At 37.8% G+C, this 16,660-nt stretch carries 16 protein-coding genes and 1 other annotated feature; all 16 genes read left to right on the top strand.

Annotated features, from left to right (window positions below; translation table 11 throughout):
• The 16 genes from KHA96_RS05800 (at position 1) to KHA96_RS05725 (ending at position 16,654) form a co-directional block, all read left to right on the top strand.
• On the top strand, positions 1–357 hold the full coding sequence (locus tag KHA96_RS05800; RefSeq protein ID WP_213128305.1) for a small basic family protein: 357 nt from the start codon (positions 1–3) through the stop codon (positions 355–357).
• A gap of 129 nt (positions 358–486) precedes the next feature.
• Entirely contained in the window at positions 487–1,776 is a 1,290-nt protein-coding gene (ftsA, locus tag KHA96_RS05795; RefSeq protein ID WP_213128304.1) for a cell division protein FtsA, read from the top strand.
• Positions 1,777–1,813: 37 nt separating this feature from the next.
• Positions 1,814–2,947 (top strand): cell division protein FtsZ, encoded by a 1,134-nt coding sequence (gene ftsZ / locus KHA96_RS05790; protein WP_213128303.1) that lies wholly within the window; start codon positions 1,814–1,816, stop codon positions 2,945–2,947.
• A 387-nt stretch (positions 2,948–3,334) separates the two neighbouring features.
• Positions 3,335–4,261, top strand: a complete 927-nt coding sequence (gene spoIIGA, locus KHA96_RS05785) for a sigma-E processing peptidase SpoIIGA (protein ID WP_213128302.1) — start codon at positions 3,335–3,337, stop codon at positions 4,259–4,261.
• A 32-nt stretch (positions 4,262–4,293) separates the two neighbouring features.
• Positions 4,294–5,019, top strand: a complete 726-nt coding sequence (sigE, locus tag KHA96_RS05780) for an RNA polymerase sporulation sigma factor SigE (RefSeq protein ID WP_481748208.1) — start codon at positions 4,294–4,296, stop codon at positions 5,017–5,019.
• Positions 5,020–5,293: 274 nt separating this feature from the next.
• The gene (gene sigG / locus KHA96_RS05775; protein ID WP_213109599.1) at positions 5,294–6,070 is read left to right on the top strand and encodes an RNA polymerase sporulation sigma factor SigG; all 777 of its coding nucleotides are present in this window, start codon (positions 5,294–5,296) and stop codon (positions 6,068–6,070) included.
• A gap of 758 nt (positions 6,071–6,828) precedes the next feature.
• Positions 6,829–8,091, top strand: a complete 1,263-nt coding sequence (gene ltrA, locus KHA96_RS05770) for a group II intron reverse transcriptase/maturase (RefSeq protein WP_213127439.1) — start codon at positions 6,829–6,831, stop codon at positions 8,089–8,091.
• A gap of 145 nt (positions 8,092–8,236) precedes the next feature.
• Positions 8,237–8,512, top strand: a complete 276-nt coding sequence (locus tag KHA96_RS05765; protein ID WP_213123140.1) for a YlmC/YmxH family sporulation protein — start codon at positions 8,237–8,239, stop codon at positions 8,510–8,512.
• Between the two features lie 115 nt (positions 8,513–8,627).
• Positions 8,628–9,299 carry a YggS family pyridoxal phosphate-dependent enzyme gene (locus KHA96_RS05760; protein WP_213128300.1) on the top strand — a complete coding sequence of 224 codons (672 nt, stop codon included), beginning with the start codon at positions 8,628–8,630 and terminating at the stop codon, positions 9,297–9,299.
• Between the two features lie 17 nt (positions 9,300–9,316).
• Positions 9,317–9,766 (top strand): cell division protein SepF, encoded by a 450-nt coding sequence (locus KHA96_RS05755; protein WP_213128299.1) that lies wholly within the window; start codon positions 9,317–9,319, stop codon positions 9,764–9,766.
• 5 nt (positions 9,767–9,771) lie between these two features.
• Positions 9,772–10,032, top strand: a complete 261-nt coding sequence (locus KHA96_RS05750) for a YggT family protein (RefSeq protein WP_213128298.1) — start codon at positions 9,772–9,774, stop codon at positions 10,030–10,032.
• A gap of 18 nt (positions 10,033–10,050) precedes the next feature.
• Positions 10,051–10,827, top strand: a complete 777-nt coding sequence (locus KHA96_RS05745; protein ID WP_213128297.1) for a YlmH family RNA-binding protein — start codon at positions 10,051–10,053, stop codon at positions 10,825–10,827.
• A gap of 96 nt (positions 10,828–10,923) precedes the next feature.
• A complete protein-coding gene (locus KHA96_RS05740; RefSeq protein WP_213128296.1) occupies positions 10,924–11,433 on the top strand; it encodes a DivIVA domain-containing protein in 510 nt (169 codons plus the stop codon).
• 43 nt (positions 11,434–11,476) lie between these two features.
• Positions 11,477–11,705 (top strand) — a binding site (T-box leader).
• A 162-nt stretch (positions 11,706–11,867) separates the two neighbouring features.
• A complete protein-coding gene (gene ileS / locus KHA96_RS05735) occupies positions 11,868–14,627 on the top strand; it encodes an isoleucine--tRNA ligase (protein WP_213128295.1) in 2,760 nt (919 codons plus the stop codon).
• A gap of 652 nt (positions 14,628–15,279) precedes the next feature.
• Positions 15,280–15,756, top strand: coding sequence for a signal peptidase II (lspA, locus tag KHA96_RS05730; protein ID WP_213128294.1), 477 nt, complete (start codon positions 15,280–15,282; stop codon positions 15,754–15,756).
• A complete protein-coding gene (locus KHA96_RS05725) occupies positions 15,743–16,654 on the top strand; it encodes an RluA family pseudouridine synthase (RefSeq protein ID WP_213128293.1) in 912 nt (303 codons plus the stop codon). The genes lspA and KHA96_RS05725 overlap by 14 nt, the downstream gene beginning before the upstream one ends.
• Positions 16,655–16,660: the final 6 nt, after the last annotated feature.

Raw genomic sequence — 16,660 nt, 5'->3', positions numbered from 1 at the left:
ATGTGGCTGCCCATTGTAGGATTATTAGTAGGAGTTTTATTAGGATTAATGACAGATGTTACAGTTCCGGAAGAATATGCTAATTATTTATCCATTGCAGTATTAGCTGCCTTAGATACATTATTTGGTGGAATTAGAGCATATTTGCAAAATGTTTATGATAATCGTGTATTTGTTTCCGGATTTTTCTTTAATATCATACTTGCTGCAAGTTTAGCTTTTCTAGGTGTTCATCTTGGTGTAGACTTGTACTTAGCAGCTGTATTCGCATTCGGGGTTAGATTATTTCAAAATATAGCTGTCATCCGAAGAATTTTAATAAGTAAATGGGCTAATACTAGAGAAAATTCTAAATAAATATTATTATTAAACAGGAAAATAAAATTAGATGACGAATAATTCTTAATAAGTAAACTCAAGGATGATATGAATGGAAATTATACGAATAAGGATAAGTAATAGCAAGGTAAAGGGGGGTGCCAAAGAATGAACAACAACGAAGTATATGTCAGCTTAGATATAGGTACGTCCACTGTTAAAGTAATCATTGGTGAAATGTCCAATCATTCGCTGAATATTATTGGAGTAGGAACTTCCAAAGCGGAAGGTATTAGAAGAGGTGCAATCGTCGATATTGACGAGACCGTTCATTCTATTAAAAAGGCAGTAGAGCAAGCTGAAAGAATGATTGGTATGCAAATAAGGCAATGTATTGTCGGAATTGCAGGGAATCATATAGGATTGCAGCCATGCCATGGTGTCGTAGCTGTTTCAAGTGAGAATAGAGAAATAAACGATGATGACGTTGCTAGAGTAATTGATGCTGCGGAAGTTATATCTATTCCACCAGATAGAGAAATTATTAATATTATACCGCTTCAGTTTATTGTTGATGGTCTCGAAGAAATTACAGACCCTAGAGGGATGATTGGTGTTCGACTTGAAATGGAAGGTATTCTCATTACCGGATCAAAAACGGTCTTACATAACACGCTTCGTTGTGTGGAGCGAGCGGGACTTGAAATTGTCGACATTGTTCTTCAGCCATTGGCATCCGCTTCCTGTGCCCTTTCAAAAGATGAACAAAATCTAGGTACTGCTTTGATTGATATGGGCGGCGGATCCACTACATTAACAGTTTTTGACCAAGGACACATACTTGACACAGTTGTCATACCAGTAGGCGGGGATCATATCACGAAAGATTTGTCGATAGGGCTTCGTACTGCAACTGAAGATGCTGAGAAAATTAAGCTTAAATATGGACATGCATATTATGATCATGCATCAGAAGATGAAGTTTTCAGTGTCCCAATAATTGGGAGTGATCAACATCAACAGTTTAATCAGGTAGAGTTATCTGATATTATTGAAGCTAGAATGGAAGAAATATTTGAACTCATTCAAAAAGAATTAAGGAGAATGGGAGTATCCGATTTACCAGGGGGTTTTGTATTAACAGGAGGAGTTTCCAACATGCCTGGAGTGATGGAATTAGCGCAGGTTCTTTTTCAAAATAGAGTGCGTGTTGCGATTCCTGATTATATTGGAGTCAGGGAACCTCAATATACAACAGCTATTGGACTTATAAAACATTCATATAAGAATGCTAGATTACAAGGACGAAATGTAAGTGCTGTGCCATATCAGTATTCTGATGAACCAAATGAAAAACGCCTAGTCAAGGCATCATCTCAAAGTCAAAGAAAAGAGAAACATCCGGATGAAAAAATTTCCTCAAAAGTTAAGAAGTTTTTTGGATATTTTTTCGAGTAAAGCATCCCGGTAATTAAACAAAATAGGAGGACTTGCCATGTTGGATTTTGATACAAATTTAGATTCATTAGCAACGATTAAAGTAATAGGCGTTGGTGGTGGCGGTAATAATGCAGTAAACAGAATGATAGAGCATGACGTGCAAGGTGTAGAATTTATTGCTGTCAATACAGATGCACAAGCACTAAATCTTTCAAAAGCTGAAATTAAAATGCAAATTGGAGCCAAACTTACAAGAGGGCTTGGTGCTGGAGCAAATCCTGAAGTTGGAAAAAAAGCCGCGGAAGAAAGCAAGGAGCAAATAGAAGAAGCACTTAGAGGTGCGGATATGGTATTTGTAACAGCGGGTATGGGCGGCGGAACTGGTACGGGAGCAGCCCCTGTTATCGCTCAAATTGCTAAGGATTTAGGCGCATTAACAGTAGGAATTGTAACAAGACCATTTACGTTTGAAGGCCGCAAACGTGCAAATCAGGCAAGCGGCGGAATCGGTGCAATGAAAGAAGCTGTCGACACGCTTATCGTTATTCCAAATGATAGATTGCTGGAAATTGTCGATAAGAGCACGCCGATGCTTGAAGCATTCCGTGAAGCTGATAATGTTCTTAGACAAGGTGTCCAAGGTATTTCTGAATTAATTGCCGTTCCAGGACTTATCAACCTTGACTTTGCTGACGTTAAAACGATCATGACCAATAAAGGATCTGCATTGATGGGGATTGGTGTTGCTACTGGAGAAAACCGTGCAGCTGAAGCGGCTAAAAAAGCCATATCCTCTCCATTACTTGAGACATCTATCGATGGAGCTCAAGGTGTTCTTATGAATATTTCTGGGGGCACTAATATTAGTTTGTATGAAGTTCAAGAAGCTGCTGATATTGTAGCGTCCGCTTCGGATCAAGAAGTAAATATGATATTTGGATCTGTCATAAATGAAAATTTAAAAGATGAAATTATTGTTACAGTAATTGCAACAGGCTTTAATGAAGCTACTCCTCAACCTGTACCACAAAGATCAGCTTTAGGGCAAAGTAAACAAAATGCTCAGGCGCAGACTGTATCTCGTGAACCAAGGAGAGAAGAGGTTCAAGAACCAACTAGATCAAATCAATCTGTTGAAGATACGTTAGACATACCAACATTTCTACGAAATAGAAATAGAAGAAGATAATAAAAGAGCAAAAAAGTACCCCGTGAGCGCAAAGCTTACGGGGTATTTTTTTGACAAGGCTATTTTCTCAAATATTGTTGCTGTATTATACAGGTTTTAATAATAATCAATGGATTCGAACATCCAAATTTCGTAATTCCGCCGAAAAAAGAGCTACCGCTCCATTAGTAGCACTAACTTTCATATTAGGTGTAAAAGCCGGTTTTTGGGCTTTTACAACAATTTTTACGAAAAACAGCCTTTGACAATTATCGAATTAATTAGTGAAAACTTCTATTTATTCCATTACAGAAACTGACACATTCCAAAAGATAACTAATTTATACTTTTTATTAAAGCACTTATCTTATATTTTTCACGCAAATTGGTTTGCTGGAGGAGGTATGATTGTTTGTATATTTAGATATTATTATGATGTTAAATCTGCTTATAGATAGCCTTTTACTCTGGACTACGTCCATTTTTTTAAAAAGAACCACACATCCTGTTCGAATTATTTTAGGTGGATTAATGGGTTCCTTGCTAATTTTAATGATCATCACTCCATTATCATCAATGGCAGCCCATCCTCTAGTTAAAATGGCAGTTTCAGTTGGAATGATATTAATAACATTTGGCTATAAAAAGTTTTCCATTTTTTTTTCCTGTCTATTAACCTTTTATTTTGCAACTTTTTTAATGGGTGGTATTTTGATAGGAGCACATTATTTTCTCACATTTGATTTTGATCTTAATTCCACAGTGTCAATTCAAAGTTTACGTGGATACGGCGATCCAGTAAGTTGGCTTTTTTTATTGATAGCTTTCCCGATAGCTTGGCATTTCTCTAAAAGAAGAATAAATGCAATGACCATTTCAAATATCCAATATGATGTACTTATAGATGTTACGATTAAAATTAATGGAATAATTTTACATTTAAAAGGGTTAATTGATAGCGGCAATCAATTATACGATCCACTTACAAAAACACCAGTTATGATCGTTTCTATTCACTCCATTAAACATGAGCTGCCGCAAGAAATTATATGTGTGGCAGAGGAAAAAAAGCATTTTTATGAATCTGCTTCGTCCCTTCCCTCTGAATGGAGCAGTATTATGAGGTTAATACCTGCTAAGTCTCTTGGCAAAAACAATCAACTTCTTTGCGCCTTTAAACCAGAAGAAATAGAATTCCATAGGGAAAACGGGAATTCATTTATTAGAAAAGCACTCGTTGTTTTTGCAAACCAAACATTATCAAAGGATGATAGTTTTCAATGTATTATTCATCCTTATATGGTAGCTGGAGCGGTGGATCATCCAGCATCTTGATTCAATCATCATCTTAGTGTGAAGGGAGGACAATGTTTTTGAAATTATTTCGATTGCGCATACAATATTTTTGGTATCGATTTCTTAATAAAATTGGGTTGAAATCAGATGAAATTTACTATATTGGTGGAAGTGAAGCTCTACCTCCTCCACTATCCAAAGATGAGGAAGAAGTCCTCTTAAAAAAACTGCCTAACGGAGATAAAACGGCAAGGTCATTACTTATCGAAAGAAATTTACGATTAGTCGTTTATATTGCTAGGAAATTTGAAAATACGGGCATTAATATAGAGGATTTAATAAGTATTGGAACAATTGGCTTAATTAAAGCCGTAAACACATTTAATCCAGAGAAAAAAATAAAACTTGCTACATATGCATCAAGATGTATAGAAAATGAAATTCTTATGTATTTGCGCAGAAATAATAAAACGAGGTCCGAAGTATCATTTGATGAACCATTAAATATTGATTGGGATGGAAATGAGCTATTATTATCCGATGTATTAGGAACGGATGATGATATCATTACAAAAAACCTTGAAGCAAACGTAGATAAAAAATTACTATTTACTGCCCTTCATAAGCTATCAGATCGCGAAAAACAAATAATGGAACTGAGATTCGGCCTTACAGGCGGGGAAGAAAAAACACAAAAAGATGTGGCAGATATGCTTGGAATTTCTCAATCCTATATTTCTCGGCTTGAAAAACGGATTATTAAAAGACTTCGAAAAGAATTTAATAAAATGGTATAAGAAAACGACGAGGCTCCTGTTCATAGCCCATATGTCTGTAGGATGCGGGTCCGTACATAAGACATTAGGGCATGGCAGTCTTCGTCGATGTTCACTCATAAGCTGAAGAAGTTTGCTAGTTGATAGAAGAAAAAATATTTTTTAAAGGAAAAAGCCAATATAATATTGGCTTTTTTCTTATTTTCAACTCTTTCTTTAAAAATGCAAATGCATAGATTTTCCTCCTTCGGAAATACTTAATTTTGTACATCAGCTCCTGCAAGGAGGGAAAAAGTTGAAGCGAAATAAAGTTGAAATATGCGGTGTGGATACTTCTAAGCTCCCTGTCCTAAAAAATGAAGAAATGCGGGAACTTTTAAGGCAAATGCATCAAGGAGATCGATCTGCAAGAGAAAAGTTAGTAAATGGAAATTTAAGACTTGTATTAAGTGTAATACAGAGGTTTAATAATCGCGGTGAATATGTCGATGATCTTTTTCAAGTAGGTTGTATTGGGTTAATGAAATCAATCGACAACTTTGACCTTAGCCAAAATGTACGATTTTCAACTTATGCAGTCCCGATGATAATTGGAGAAATTCGCCGATATTTGAGAGATAATAATCCTATCAGAGTTTCGCGGTCATTAAGGGATATAGCATATAAAGCATTACATGTCAGGGAGCGCTTGATGGCGAAAACATCTAGGGAGCCAACATCGGAAGAAATTGCAAAAGAATTGGATATCCCTCATGAAGAGGTTGTATTTGCTTTAGATGCGATTCAAGACCCGGTATCATTATTTGAACCGATTTATAATGATGGTGGAGATCCGATTTTTGTCATGGATCAATTAAGTGATGAACGGAGCCGCGATAGTCAATGGATTGAAGAAATCGCACTGCATGATGGCCTGCAACGATTAAATGAAAGGGAAAAAATGATCATTCGCAAACGATTTTTTCAAGGTAAAACACAAATGGAAGTTGCTGAGGAAATCGGCATCTCCCAAGCTCAAGTATCAAGGTTAGAAAAAGCAGCTATAAAACAAATGAATAAGAACATTCAATAAATAGGAAAAACGGAGGGCTCCTTTACATGCTGGCCACAGAATGTTCGTTAGTCGGCCTCGATATAGGACTGTCAATGTCCCTACCCAACGACTTTCGAAAAAAGGAGCACGATGACGGACGAATTAATGTTGGCTGCACGAGTTGATAGGCGTTGGAGCTAGAAAGAAAGAGCATGATTCTCTATATATGGGAATCATGCTCTTATTGTGCGCCCAGCATGGGCGTAGTCTATAGGGTGCAAGTCCCGAACTGCGAAGGCAGAAGTAGCAGTTAGCTTAACGCAAGGGTGTCCACGGTGACGTGGAATCTGAAGGAAGCGAGCGGCAAACCTCCGGTCTGAGGAACACGAACTTCATATTAGGCTATTTACGATTGGGTGAGTTTGCAGTACAGAACAAAGCCCTTTCTGCCGAAGGTTGTATGTAGTAAATGAAGCAGATAGGTGGAGGGAAAGACTACGTTCTTACCTGGGGAGGTCTGATTGGAACGCCAAGTTCACTTGGTAACCTATCCAGTGATGGATAGCTGAACAATCAGAAGTCAGCAGAGGCCATAGTACCATTCGAACTCGAGAAGAATGGGAAGGGCTGAACAATTAAGAGAGAGCAACATCTTGGCATTCAGTAACCTGCGATGAACACAGATAACCGATAAGGCATGCTTGAAGGAGGATATGGTGAATCCCATGGGGGACTTCAAGATGGTGGAGCAGAACTGGCATAAGTGGAATCGTTGTTCACGGAAAGAGGCGTAACCAATGTTAATGGAACGAATACTGTCACGGGAAAACCTCCTTTCCGCCCTGAAAAGGGTGGAACGAAATAAAGGAAGTCATGGTGTGGATGGGATGTCCGTACAAAACCTACGAGAGCATATCAAGAAACACTGGGAATCCATGAAAATGGAACTTCTTGAGGGTACCTATACACCGCAACCCGTCCGCAGGGTCGAAATCCCGAAACCTGACGGTGGGGTGCGATTATTAGGTATCCCTACCGTAACAGACCGTCTCATTCAACAAGCAATTGCCCAAGTTTTAACGACTATATATGACCCGATGTTCTCAGACCATAGTTATGGATTTCGACCAGGTCGAAGCGCCCATGATGCGGTTAGGAAAGCAAAAGGTTATATACAGGAAGGTTATCGTTGGGTGGTTGATATCGACTTGGAGAAGTTCTTCGACAGAGTAAACCATGACAAATTAATGGGGACACTAGCGAAACGAATCGAAGATAAACGCCTGCTTAAGTTAATCCGTAAATATCTAGAATCGGGAATCATGATAAATGGCATTGTGACAACCAGTGAGGAAGGAACTCCACAAGGAGGACCTCTCAGTCCTTTACTCTCTAACATTGTCCTTGACGAATTTGACAAGAAGTTAGAGGAAAGAGGTCACAAATTTGTACGATACGCCGATGATGCTAATATCTATGTGAAAACAATGAAAGCAGGAAACCGGGTGATGGATTCCATCACCTTGTTTATAGAAGGAAAGCTTAAGCTGAAAGTTAATTTGAAAAAGTCAGCTGTAGACCGTCCTTGGAAGAGGAAATTTCTTGGATTCAGTTTTACCTTTCATAAAGAACCCAAAGTTCGGATTGCCAAAGAAAGCGTGAAACGGATGAAGAATAAAATCCGAGAAATTACCTCAAGAAAGAAACCTTATCCCATGGAATATCGAATAGAGAAACTAAACCAATATCTAATGGGATGGTGCGGATACTTCGCCCTGGCAGATACGCCAAGTGTATTCAGGGAGTTTGATTCATGGATTAGAAGAAGACTTCGGATGTGTATGTGGAAGAATTGGAAGAAACCAAGCACGAAGGTGAGGAACCTCATTAGACTTGGCGTTCCGAAAGGAAAGGCTTATGAATGGGGAAACTCACGTAGAAGTTATTGGAGAATCTCCAAAAGTCCGATACTACACAGAACCCTTGGAAACTCCTACTGGAATTCCCAAGGGCTCAAAAGTCTATTATCTCGTTACGAAACTTTGCGTCACCAATCTTAGTTGAACCGCCGTATACCGAACGGTATGTACGGTGGTGTGAGAGGTCGGGGGTTAATCACTCCCTCCTACTCGATTATTTTATCCATTGTAAAAAAGATATCCCTCGCATACATATAGAATAAATGAAAGAAGGCGAGGAATCGATATGGTTAGAATATCTGAATTTCAAACTAAAGACGTTGTAAATATTTCTGACGGGCGCAAACTTGGAAATATTGGAGATATTGAAATCAATCTAGAGACAGGAAAAATTGAAACTATTATTATTGGTTATTCAGGAAAGTTACTCGGATTTTTTGGTAAAGACGAAGAAATTATTATTCCTTGGAATCATATCGTAAAAGTTGGAGAAGATGTTATTCTTGTTAGACATCAGAATCAACAATATGTTCAACAACAATTAGAAGTACCGAAAAATTGATATTTCATTATCCGACAGACCTCTTTTATGGTACACTAAAGGAAAATATCTTTTCGTGAATTTTTGACAAGATTAATATCATTGATCAGAAACGAAAAAGTAGGAGCTATCGTTCATGAAAGTGGAAGAAAAGTTTGCTCTTATTAAAGAAAATATTGAATCAGCATGTAAAAGAGCGAATAGAAAACCTGAAGAGGTTATAGTTGTGGCAGTTACAAAGTATGCATCACCCGAGAGAGCCCTTGAAGCATTTAATGCGGGGTTAATAAACTTCGGAGAAAATAGAGATGATGGCCTGACTTCCAAGTGGGAGGTTTTGGAAGACAGGCCAATATGGCATTTTATTGGGACTCTTCAAACGCGTAAAGTAAAAAATATTATTGATAAAGTTACATATATCCACTCGCTGGACAGGCTATCTTTAGCTAAAGAAATCGAAAAGCGAGCCAAAACTCGAATTAATTGCTTTGTACAAGTTAATGTTTCGGGTGAAGATACAAAACATGGGATACATCCAGAAAATGTTATTCCATTTATACGTGAATTAGAATCTTACACAAATATTCAAATTGTTGGGCTTATGACGATGGCCCCTAATACTAGTGATGATTCTGAGCTTCGCAGCTGCTTTCGCCGTTTGAAGGAAATACAAGCAGATGTTCAGAAAATAAATATTAAAAATGCTCCCTGTAATGAATTGTCTATGGGGATGTCGAATGATTATATGATAGCAATAGAGGAAGGGGCCACATTCGTTAGAATTGGAACCGCCCTAGTTGGTGAATAAAGAAGGAGGTTTAAATCGTGGGAATAAAATCAAAATTCAAAAACTTTTTTCTGCTTGAAGATGAATATGACTATATTGAAGAAGAAAAAATTGTAAAGGAGAATCCGAAGGTGCCTGAACAGGAAATAAGCTCTCCAAAAACACGGAAGCAAAATGTTGTAAGCCTTCAAAGTGTACAAAACTCTTCTAAAATGATTCTTATTGAGCCAAGAGTTTATGCGGAAGCTCAGGAAGTGGCAGACCACCTTGTGAATCGACGGGCTGTCGTTGTAAACTTGCAGCGTATTCAACATGATCAAGCAGTTAGAATTGTCGACTTTCTTAGTGGTGCAGTATATTCCATAGGTGGAGATATTCAAAGAGTGGGTAAAGATATATTTTTATGTACTCCTGATAATGTTGAAGTTTCCGGAAATATATCAGAGCTGCTTGAAGAAAAAGATTATCATGATACGAGGTGGACATAAATAAAATGAATTTGATAATTGAAATCATTGGTACAGCTATTTCTTTATATTCATGGGTTTTAATAATTTATATATTGATGAGTTGGTTTCCAAACTCACGCGAAACATCGTTTGGACAGCTTTTAGCAAAAGTATGTGAACCTTATCTTGAACCTTTTAGAAGGTTTGTTCCTCCAATCGGAATGATTGATATTTCACCACTTGTAGCTTTTTTTGTTTTGAACCTTGCATCGAGAGGGTTAATTCAAATAAGCGGGTGGTTTTAAAATTACGGAGTGTGAACAATGTCTGTTATTTACCAGCATTTTAGACCCGAAGAAAAGGAATTCATTGATCAAGTTGTAAGCATGCAACAATATGTTGAAAATACATATGCAGAGAAACTAACTGACTTTCTTGATCCGCGCCAGCAATATATCCTTAAATCAATTATTGGGGAGAACAATGAAGTTAAGTACCTTTTTTTCGGAGGCACTGAAAATAGTGAAAGAAAAAGAGCATTAATCTTCCCTGATTATTTGCATCCTAACAGTGAGAATTTCTTTATTACTTTATTTGAGGTTGATTACCCGAAAAAGTTTGTAAAGCTTGACCACCGCATGGTCTTAGGCACGCTTATGTCTCTCGGTTTAAAAAGGGAGAAATTTGGTGACATTAATATTAATGGGGATCGTATTCAGTTTTTTATAGCAAATGAAGTGGAGAATTTTGTTATCCATCAGCTGAATTCAATTGGAAAGGCCAAAGTAAGCATAATAAAACAAGATCTGCAAAATGCAATTAAATCTGAAGAAAGCTGGAAAGAAAAAGAAACAACAGCAAGCTCCTTGCGCTTAGATGTAATTTTGGCTGCTTCTTTTAATATTTCCAGACAAAAAGCTCAAGGATTAATTCAGCAAGGCCACACAAAGGTAAATTGGGAAACGGTGGAGCGAACCGCTTTTGAATGTGGTGAAGGAGATGTCCTTTCTGCAAGAGGATATGGAAGATGTAGTTTACTATCCATTCAAGGAAAGACGAAAAAAGACAAATTGCGCTTAAAAATTGGACTTTTAAATTAAATTTTTAAAAAATGAAAAGATTATAGCCATATATAGTCGGAATTTTGTATAATATAAATAAATACTTGGAAGATAGACCGTCGTGGAGGTGGCATAATGTCGTTAACGCCAGTTGATATACATAATAAAGAGTTCGGTAGAGGTTTTCGCGGTTATGATGAAGATGAAGTAAATGAGTTTTTAGATCAAGTCATTAAAGAATTTGAACTCATTATTCGTGAGAAAAAAGAATTGGAAGATAAACTAGCTTCCATGAATGAACGGTTAGGGCATTTCAGCACAATTGAAGACACTTTACATAAGTCAATTGTAGTAGCTCAGGAAGCAGCTGAAGAAGTAAGAGGAAATGCACAAAAAGAGGCAAAGCTTATCATTCGTGAAGCAGAAAAAAACGCTGATAGAATTGTTAATGAATCCTTGTCAAAAGCACGTAAAATTGCGTTGGAAATTGAGGATTTAAAAAAGCAATCTAAAGTGTTTAGAACAAGATTTAAATTATTGATCGAGGCTCAACTTGATCTTCTTGGAAGTGATGACTGGGAACATTTAATGGAGTATGAAATTGATGCTTCAGAATTAAAATCTCTTCAAGAAGTTGAAGATTGACTTCCGATTTGCTGTGGAATATAATAATGTATACTTATTTTATATATAAACGATGACAGGGATAGTACGTTTCTTGTAAACCTATAACAAGCGATTCAGGGGTAGTGCAAGCCTGGAATAGGAAGGAAATGGAAAATCACCCTCGAGTTCTTAATTCGAAAGCAAAATGCTAGTAGATGAAAGCGGCTTTTCCACGATACGGAAATTTGAGTGGGCAATATCATTTGCTTATTTGGGTGGTACCGCGGGAAATATACCTTCTCGTCCCTTTATTGGGATGAGAAGGTTTTTTATTTTCTCCAATTTCAGTTCCTGTCGACTAGAAAGTGTCTTTCCATCATCTATATACGATAAGTCAACAATGTCTAGACTTTCTAGCTTCAGCCTGATGGTAAGTGGAAGCCGTATTTATTTTTAAATTGGAGGTTTTAAATATGGATTATAAAGATACGTTATTAATGCCGAAAACAGAATTTCCGATGCGAGGGAACTTGCCGAAAAAAGAGCCGGAAATTCAAGCTCGTTGGGAAGAATTGAATATATATCGCAAAGTTCAAGAACGTACGAAAGGCAGACCTCTTTATGTTTTACATGATGGCCCTCCATATGCAAATGGAGATCTTCATATGGGGCATGCTTTGAATAAAACGTTAAAGGATTTTATCGTTCGTTATAAATCAATGAGCGGATATTGCGCACCGTATGTACCAGGTTGGGATACTCACGGATTGCCAATTGAACAGGCATTAACGAATAAAGGCGTCAAGCGCAAGGAAATGACTGTAGCAGAATTCAGAGAGCTCTGTACGAAATATGCGTATGAACAAATTGATAACCAAAGGCGGGAGTTCAAGCGTCTTGGTGTAAGAGGAGATTGGGAAAATCCTTATATTACATTGAAACCGGAATATGAAGCCCAGCAAATTCAAGTGTTTGGGGAGATGGCTAAAAAAGGCTATATCTATAAAGGGAAAAAGCCAGTGTACTGGTCTCCTTCCAGTGAATCAGCTCTCGCGGAAGCAGAAATCGAGTATAACGATAAACGTTCCCCTTCCATTTACGTTTCTTTTGAAGTTGTTGATGGAAAAAATGCAGTACCTAAAGGATCAAAATTTATTATTTGGACGACAACACCTTGGACAATTCCGGCAAATCTAGGTGTTGCTGTCCATCCGGATTTAGAGTATGTCGTTGTACAAGTAAATACGGATCAATATATTGTTGCTAAAGATCTTTTAGAATCTGTAAATTCTGTCTTAGGATGGGAAAATGCAGAAACGCTTCAAACCGTTAAAGGATCCGAATTGGATAGAGTGGTTGCTAAACATCCGTTTTACGATAGAGAATCTCTTGTCGTATTAGGTGAGCACGTTACGACAGATTCCGGAACTGGATGTGTCCACACGGCTCCCGGGCATGGGGAAGATGACTTTTATGTTGGACAAAAATATAATCTAGATGTGCTTTGCCCAGTGGACGATAAAGGCCATATGACGGAAGAGGCACCTGGTTTTGAAGGCTTGTTTTATGATGCCGCCAATAAGCCAATAACTGAAAAACTTGAAGAGGTTGGAGCGCTTCTTAAATTAGAATTTATTACTCACTCCTATCCACATGATTGGAGAACTAAAAAACCTGTTATTTTCCGAGCAACTTCCCAATGGTTTGCTTCTATTAAGGATTTCCGTCCAGAATTACTAGACGCTATTAAAGAAGTAAAATGGGTTCCAAATTGGGGAGAAACAAGACTTTATAATATGGTTAGAGATCGCGGCGATTGGTGTATTTCTAGACAACGCGTATGGGGAGTTCCAATTCCTGTGTTTTATGCCGAAAATGGTGACATCATCATCACAGATGAAACGATTTCACATGTTTCATCATTATTTAGAGAACATGGATCAAACATTTGGTTTGAAAAAGAAGCGGTCGATCTTTTACCTAAAGGTTTTACACATCCAGGAAGTCCAAATGGTGTTTTCACTAAAGAAACGGATATTATGGACGTTTGGTTTGACTCAGGCTCTTCACATCAAAGCGTACTAGTAGAGAGGGAAGAACTACAGCGCCCGGCTGATTTATATTTGGAAGGTTCTGACCAATATAGAGGCTGGTTTAACTCATCCCTTACAACTTCTGTTGCTGTAACAGGCAAAGCTCCTTATAAAGGTGTTTTAAGCCATGGATTTGTTCTTGATGGTGAAGGCAGAAAAATGAGTAAATCACTTGGAAATGTCATTGTACCAGCGAAGGTTACGAATCAGCTTGGAGCCGAAATTGTTCGTCTTTGGGTTTCATCTGTTGATTATCAAGCGGATGTTCGCGTATCTGATGCGATCTTGAAACAAGTAAGTGAGGTTTACCGTAAAATTCGCAACACCTTCCGTTTTTTACTTGGGAATCTTGCAGATTTTACTCCTGAAGTGGATGCGATTGAATATAGTAAGCTAAGAGAAGTGGATCAATTTATTTTAGTAAGATTGAATAACTTAATTAAAGAAGTGCGAAATTCTTATGAAGAATATGAATTCATGAATATTTACCATGCTGTGAATAATTACTGTACATTGGATTTAAGCTCTTTTTATATGGACTTCGCAAAAGATGTTTTATATATCGAATCAAAAAACCATTATGAGCGTAGAGCGATGCAAACGGTAATGTATGAAAGTGTAGTAGTTTTAACTAAATTACTTTCACCAATTTTGCCTCACACGGCTGATGAAGTTTGGACATTTATCCCAGGTGCCAATGAAGATAGCGTACAGCTAACAGATATGCCTGAGTTTAAAGAACTAGATGGTGCGGATAAAATTGAAGATAAATGGTCACAGTTTTTAAAGCTTCGTGATGATGTTTTAAAAGCATTGGAAGAAGCACGAAATGAGAAGGTAATTGGGAAATCTTTAACGGCTAAAGTTACTCTGTATGTAAATGATGATGTTAAAGATTTATTAAATAGTCTTTCAGAGAGCATGAATCAATTGTTTATCGTTTCCGGTTTTGAAGTAGCAGGCTCCATGGAAGAAGCCCCAAGTAATGCGTTAAAACTTAAGTCTGCAGCAATTATTGTTGAAAAAGCTGAAGGGGAAACATGTGAAAGATGTTGGGTTGTTACACCTGATATTGGTAAAGACAGCGATCATCCGACACTTTGCGAGCGCTGTGCAGCAGTTGTAAAAGCAGATTATTAAACGAAAAGCGCAAGCGCCTGCTCATCGCCGTTCAGGCCCGCAGGAAGCGGGTCCGTCGGCGTTGCCACAGGAAGTGGCGGTTTTAGTCGACGTTCCTTTTTCGGTTTTCGACTGAGATAAATGAAACACGGCGAGGTTGGAAAAGCGGAAGTAGCCTGAGGAGGAAGGAAGGCTAAGGGCGCAACGTCCTGTTGCAGGCTCAGGCAGCGACGTCCTGTCGCTTCGCCTGCACTAGTACATCCGTGTACGTCGCAACGCCTTCCTGACCCGCATCCAGCGGGCCTCCGACAAGCAAATGTTCTAAGGCAAAAAAGTCAGGTCTTTGACTTTTATTGCCTCAGGTTATTTGACCTCGAGGGGCTGGCGACTGCAGCTAGACAAGACGAGCAAGTGAAATTGGCACTTCAAATTTCACCAAGTGAAATTGGCACTTCAAATTTCACCAAGTGAAATTGGCACTTCAAATTTCATCTGATGTTGACTTATCGTAGGGAGAAAGGCAAGAAGTTAGCTAATCGATAGGCGCTGTAGCTAGACAGATAAAATTTAAAAGCCTTCCGTTATTTGGCGGAAGGTTTTTAAATCTGTTTTTAATACTTGATTTATGCTAAAATTCACAAAGGGAATCTTACTAGAAATCGGGGGAATTATAATGATATATTATGCTATCGCATTATTAGTGATCGCTTTTGATCAGCTTACTAAGTGGATTATCGTACATAATATGGATTTGGGCCAAAGAATAACAGTCATAGAAAACTTTTTTTACATTACTTCACATCGAAATCAAGGGGCTGCATGGGGAATCCTGCAAGGTCAAATGTGGTTATTTTACATAATAACAATTATTGTTATTGCAGCAGTTATTTATTATTTAGAAAAACACGCGAAAGGCAAACCATTATTTCAGCTAAGCTTAGCATTTATTTTGGGTGGAGCTATCGGGAACTTTTTGGACCGTTTATTTAGAAAAGAAGTAGTCGATTTTCTTGATACGTATATTTTTACTTATGATTTTCCAATTTTCAATATAGCGGATTCGGCGTTAACGATAGGTGTAGCATTAATATTCATTCAGATGATAAAAGAGGGACGGGAAGAAAAGGTGAAACCTCATGAACAAAATTGAACATACGATACTTGATACTGAAAAAGGTGAGCGCCTTGATAAGGTCATTACAGGACTAAACTCTGAATGGTCACGCTCACAGGTTCAGCAATGGATTCGTGATGGTCATATAGAAGTTAACAAAAATCGAGAAAAAGCAAATTATAAATGTGATGTAAATGATTATATTGAAATTACTATTCCTGAACCTGAGCCTTTAAATATTGAACCGGAACAAATGGATTTAGATATTTATTTTGAAGATTCTGATGTGCTTGTCGTCAATAAGCCTAAAGGAATGGTTGTCCATCCTGCTCCAGGTCATTTTACAGGGACGCTTGTAAATGGAATAATGGCACATTGCCATGATCTATCCGGAATAAATGGGATTATGCGTCCAGGGATTGTACATCGAATTGATAAAGATACTTCAGGACTATTAATGGTCGCAAAAAATGATGCTGCGCATGTAAGTCTTGTCAATCAACTTGTAGAAAAATCAGTTACACGGAAATACTTTGCTCTTGTGCATGGAGTGATTCCGCATGATCATGGTACGATTGATGCACCAATTGGAAGAGATAAGGAAGATCGTCAAAGTATGACTGTCATTGAAGGTGGAAAGCATGCCGTCACTCATTTTAGCGTGCTGGAGAGATTTGGCGATTTTTCATATGTTGAATGTGTATTGGAGACTGGAAGAACACACCAAATTCGTGTCCATATGAAATACATTGGTTACCCCTTAGTAGGAGATCCAAAATATGGACCTAGAAAAACAATGAATATGAATGGTCAAGTTTTGCATGCCGGCATCCTTGGATTTGTTCACCCTCGGACAAAGGAATATATGGAATTTTCCGCACCTATACCAGAATATTTTAGTGATCTTCTTGAAAATTTGCGAGATCAGAATTGACAAAAC

Source organism: Bacillus sp. FJAT-49711 (assembly GCF_018343715.1).
GTDB lineage: Bacteria > Bacillota > Bacilli > Bacillales > Bacillaceae_C > Lederbergia.
Note: the sequence above shows the minus strand (reverse complement) of the source record. Positions and strands in the feature narration are given on the sequence as shown.

Excerpts from the sequence above, each read along its gene's own strand:
- sigE (WP_481748208.1), top strand. The coding sequence starts at position 4,294 with ATGTTTTTGAAATTATTTCGATTGCGCATACAATATTTTTGGTATCGA.
- KHA96_RS05765 (WP_213123140.1), top strand. The coding sequence starts at position 8,237 with ATGGTTAGAATATCTGAATTTCAAACTAAAGACGTTGTAAATATTTCT.
- lspA (WP_213128294.1), top strand. The coding sequence starts at position 15,280 with ATGATATATTATGCTATCGCATTATTAGTGATCGCTTTTGATCAGCTT.
- ltrA (WP_213127439.1), top strand. The coding sequence starts at position 6,829 with ATGTTAATGGAACGAATACTGTCACGGGAAAACCTCCTTTCCGCCCTG.
- ftsZ (WP_213128303.1), top strand. The coding sequence starts at position 1,814 with ATGTTGGATTTTGATACAAATTTAGATTCATTAGCAACGATTAAAGTA.
- KHA96_RS05750 (WP_213128298.1), top strand. The coding sequence starts at position 9,772 with ATGAATTTGATAATTGAAATCATTGGTACAGCTATTTCTTTATATTCA.
- ileS (WP_213128295.1), top strand. The coding sequence starts at position 11,868 with ATGGATTATAAAGATACGTTATTAATGCCGAAAACAGAATTTCCGATG.
- KHA96_RS05760 (WP_213128300.1), top strand. The coding sequence starts at position 8,628 with ATGAAAGTGGAAGAAAAGTTTGCTCTTATTAAAGAAAATATTGAATCA.
- ftsA (WP_213128304.1), top strand. The coding sequence starts at position 487 with ATGAACAACAACGAAGTATATGTCAGCTTAGATATAGGTACGTCCACT.
- KHA96_RS05745 (WP_213128297.1), top strand. The coding sequence starts at position 10,051 with ATGTCTGTTATTTACCAGCATTTTAGACCCGAAGAAAAGGAATTCATT.
- KHA96_RS05740 (WP_213128296.1), top strand. The coding sequence starts at position 10,924 with ATGTCGTTAACGCCAGTTGATATACATAATAAAGAGTTCGGTAGAGGT.
- KHA96_RS05725 (WP_213128293.1), top strand. The coding sequence starts at position 15,743 with ATGAACAAAATTGAACATACGATACTTGATACTGAAAAAGGTGAGCGC.
- KHA96_RS05800 (WP_213128305.1), top strand. The coding sequence starts at position 1 with ATGTGGCTGCCCATTGTAGGATTATTAGTAGGAGTTTTATTAGGATTA.